Source organism: Tardiphaga sp. (assembly GCF_044340795.1).
In the GTDB taxonomy this organism is placed as follows: Bacteria; Pseudomonadota; Alphaproteobacteria; order Rhizobiales; family Xanthobacteraceae; genus Tardiphaga.
In genome coordinates this window covers 1-2,718 of record NZ_JBIISY010000433.1, presented here as the reverse complement: position 1 = coordinate 2,718, position 2,718 = coordinate 1, and the positions used below count along the sequence as shown (strand labels likewise).

3 protein-coding genes and 1 pseudogene are annotated in these 2,718 nt (G+C 63.1%); all 4 read right to left on the bottom strand.

What is annotated here, in order from left to right:
* Positions 1-720 (bottom strand): transaldolase family protein (locus ACIQ17_RS32775; RefSeq protein WP_398473742.1); only part of this gene is annotated, 720 nt, incomplete at its 3' end.
* Positions 721-919: 199 nt separating this feature from the next.
* Positions 920-1,588 (bottom strand): hypothetical protein, encoded by a 669-nt coding sequence (locus tag ACIQ17_RS32770; protein ID WP_398473741.1) that lies wholly within the window; start codon positions 1,586-1,588, stop codon positions 920-922.
* A gap of 9 nt (positions 1,589-1,597) precedes the next feature.
* Entirely contained in the window at positions 1,598-2,575 is a 978-nt protein-coding gene (gene pip / locus ACIQ17_RS32765; RefSeq protein WP_398473739.1) for a prolyl aminopeptidase, read from the bottom strand.
* Positions 2,565-2,718: pseudogene (locus tag ACIQ17_RS32760) on the bottom strand (pyrroloquinoline quinone biosynthesis protein PqqE); the annotation flags it as partial. The pseudogene ACIQ17_RS32760 and the gene pip, both read right to left, overlap by 11 nt.

Here is a 2,718-nt window from a genome sequence, read left to right as displayed (position 1 = left end):
GATCGCTACCTTGCCCTTCAGCGCCTTCAGGCGCTCCTTCTCGGCGGGATCATTGGCCTGCGCGATCTTCTCGTCGAGTTGCTTGTCCGCCTGGGTATCGATCCGGCTCACGAAGAACGACGCCACGCTGGCGATGCCCGACGGATCACCGCCACCGGCTACGAATTTTTCGAGGCCGCGCAAATAGGCCTCGGCCACGTCCACATAGACCTTCTGCGCGAACAGCAGCGTGATGTTGACGCTGATGCCTTCGCCGATGAGGTGCTCGATGGCCGGCAGGCCCTCCGGCGTCGCCGGCACCTTGATCATCAGGTTCGGGCGCTTGACGCTCTTCCAGAGGCGTTCCGCCTCGGTGATCGTGCCCTTGGTGTCATTGGCCAGATAAGGAGAGACTTCGAGGCTGACGAAGCCATCACGGCCCTTGGTCGCATCGAACACCGGCTTCAGCACGTCGGCGGCGTTCTGGATGTCCTCGACGGCAATATGCTCGAACAAATCAGCCGGAGACTTGTCACCCGATTTCAATGCAGCCGCGATCGGCGCGTCATATTCGTCGGACGAGCCGATAGCCTTCTCGAAAATCGCCGGATTGGATGTCACGCCTTTCACGGCGTCGGTGTCGATCAGCTTCTTCAGGTCGCCCTTGGCGACGAAACCGCGGGCGAGAAAGTCCAGCCATACGGCCTGACCGTGGGATTCGAGTGCTTTGACGGGATTCATGGTGCTCTTCGGTTCAAATGTGTCAAAGGCCCCGCGCGCTGTCCGTGCGCAGGCGAGTTCCAATGATCACCCCAAAGCCCTACGCATGGCAAGGCGAACGGTTCCATTTCGCCGTGATCGCAATGTCGTGTGCGGCGCAGGATGACGGTTGTGTAAATTTTATGCGTCATTGGTCGCGCCAGCGGTGGGAAGCGTTCAATCAGAGATCCGCCTTTGCCAGATCCCACATCAGCCGATAGGTGCCGCTGGAGATCAACTGCGCGCCGGCGGCCGCGATGGCGGCGTCGAAACGACCAGCCATCGTCTCGCTGACGGCATTCACGTCCGTCCCGTCGATCAGCACGTACCAGTCGCGGGCGGCCGGGTTCGGCGCAGCGGGATCGTCGGTCAGCGGCTTCGACAACCTGGCATCGCTTTCCATCAGATGCATCGAGATGATGTCGTGGATCATGCCCGGGTCGAGTTGCGCCCTGAGGGCCTCGCGCAGCGCGCTGAGATCGCCCTCGGGCGGCCGGATACGCACGAGGCCCAGCGCCGCGCCACGGCCCCGACCGCGGCTGACGGTGATGCGGGCCACCGAGCGCAGCATGTTCCTGAAACGGCCGATATTGGCCAGCGACCACGCGGTCTGGTTGGCCAGCGCGGTGCGATAAGCGTCGCTGTCGAGCACCTCGAACGTCTCGGTCGAATACAGGCCGAGATATTTTGGCGCGGCATTCACGGCGACATAGCGGCGGGCTTCGACAAAGCCCGCGATGGCAACGCGTTCGGCGAGATGCTCGCGGTCATACCACTGGTTGAATTCCTGCTCATGCGCGGCGTCGATATCCATCGACGTCATCAGCATTCCCGTTCCGGCCATGGGCATGATGCAGTCCTATTTGAATCGTGATGCAACGTCCGAGATCGCCTTCATCACGGCATCGCGGATGCCGGGATCGTAGAGATTATGGCCGGCGCCTTCGACGATGCGGACTTCGGCATCGGTCCAACGCGCCGCCAGCGCGTGCGAGTTCACCGGCGGGCAGAGCAGATCATAGCGGCCCTGCACGATCACGCCCGGAATGCCCTTGAGCCTGCCGGCATCCCGCATCAATTGCTGCGGTTGCATGAAGCAGTCATGCGCAAAGTAGTGCGCTTCCATGCCCGGCGTTGCCGGCATCGGCCCCGAGGTGCTGGAGAGCGCCGCCTGATCGAGCCGCGTCCGCTTCGGCGCGACTTCGGACAGGATGGCTTCGGTGCCGCCCCAGGCGCGGATCGCCGGCACATGAACGATGGGATCGGCATCGAGAATCCGACGATAAAAGTTCGGCAGCGGATCGGCGCGTTCGGCTTCCGGCAGCACGCCGAGATAATCGGCATACAGGCCGGGGTAATGCCGCGGCAGGATCACGTTGAAGACGTCGTGCAATTCCTCGCGGGTGCCGAAAAAAGCGGCTCGCAGCACGATGCCGCTGATATGCGCAGGATACGCCTGAGCATAGGCCAGCGCCAGCGTCGCGCCCCAGGAGCCGCCGACCACGAGCCATTTCTCGAAGCCGAATTTGCGGCGGATCGTCTCCATGTCCGCGATCAGATGCGGCAGCGTATTGTGCTCGCGATATCCCTTCGGCCGGCTGCGTCCGGCGCCGCGCTGGTCGAACAGGACGGTGTGAAAGCGTTGTGGATCGAACAGCCGGCGATGATCCGGCTGGCAGCCCGAACCGGGCCCGCCATGCAGATAGACCGCCGGGATGCCGTCGCTGCAGCCGACGCTTTCGACATAGATCGAATGCCCGTCGCCGACATCGAGATGTTCCGAGGTCAGCGGCGTAAAGGCATCGCCGGAAACGGGGGCAGGGGAGTCAGCGGCCATGCGTGTCGTCTTCCAGCGTGCCGCCCTTGAAGTTGCGATACAGGAAGCGATCGGCGCCTTCGCTGGATTCCAGCTCGGCCAGCTTGAAGATCTCTTCGTGTCGGGGCGACAGCGTGCAGGCGGGATCAGTGTTGCCGGCATCG

Coding starts and splice junctions, on each gene's coding strand:
- ACIQ17_RS32770 (WP_398473741.1), bottom strand. CDS start 1,588: ATGCCCATGGCCGGAACGGGAATGCTGATGACGTCGATGGATATCGAC.
- pip (WP_398473739.1), bottom strand. CDS start 2,575: ATGGCCGCTGACTCCCCTGCCCCCGTTTCCGGCGATGCCTTTACGCCG.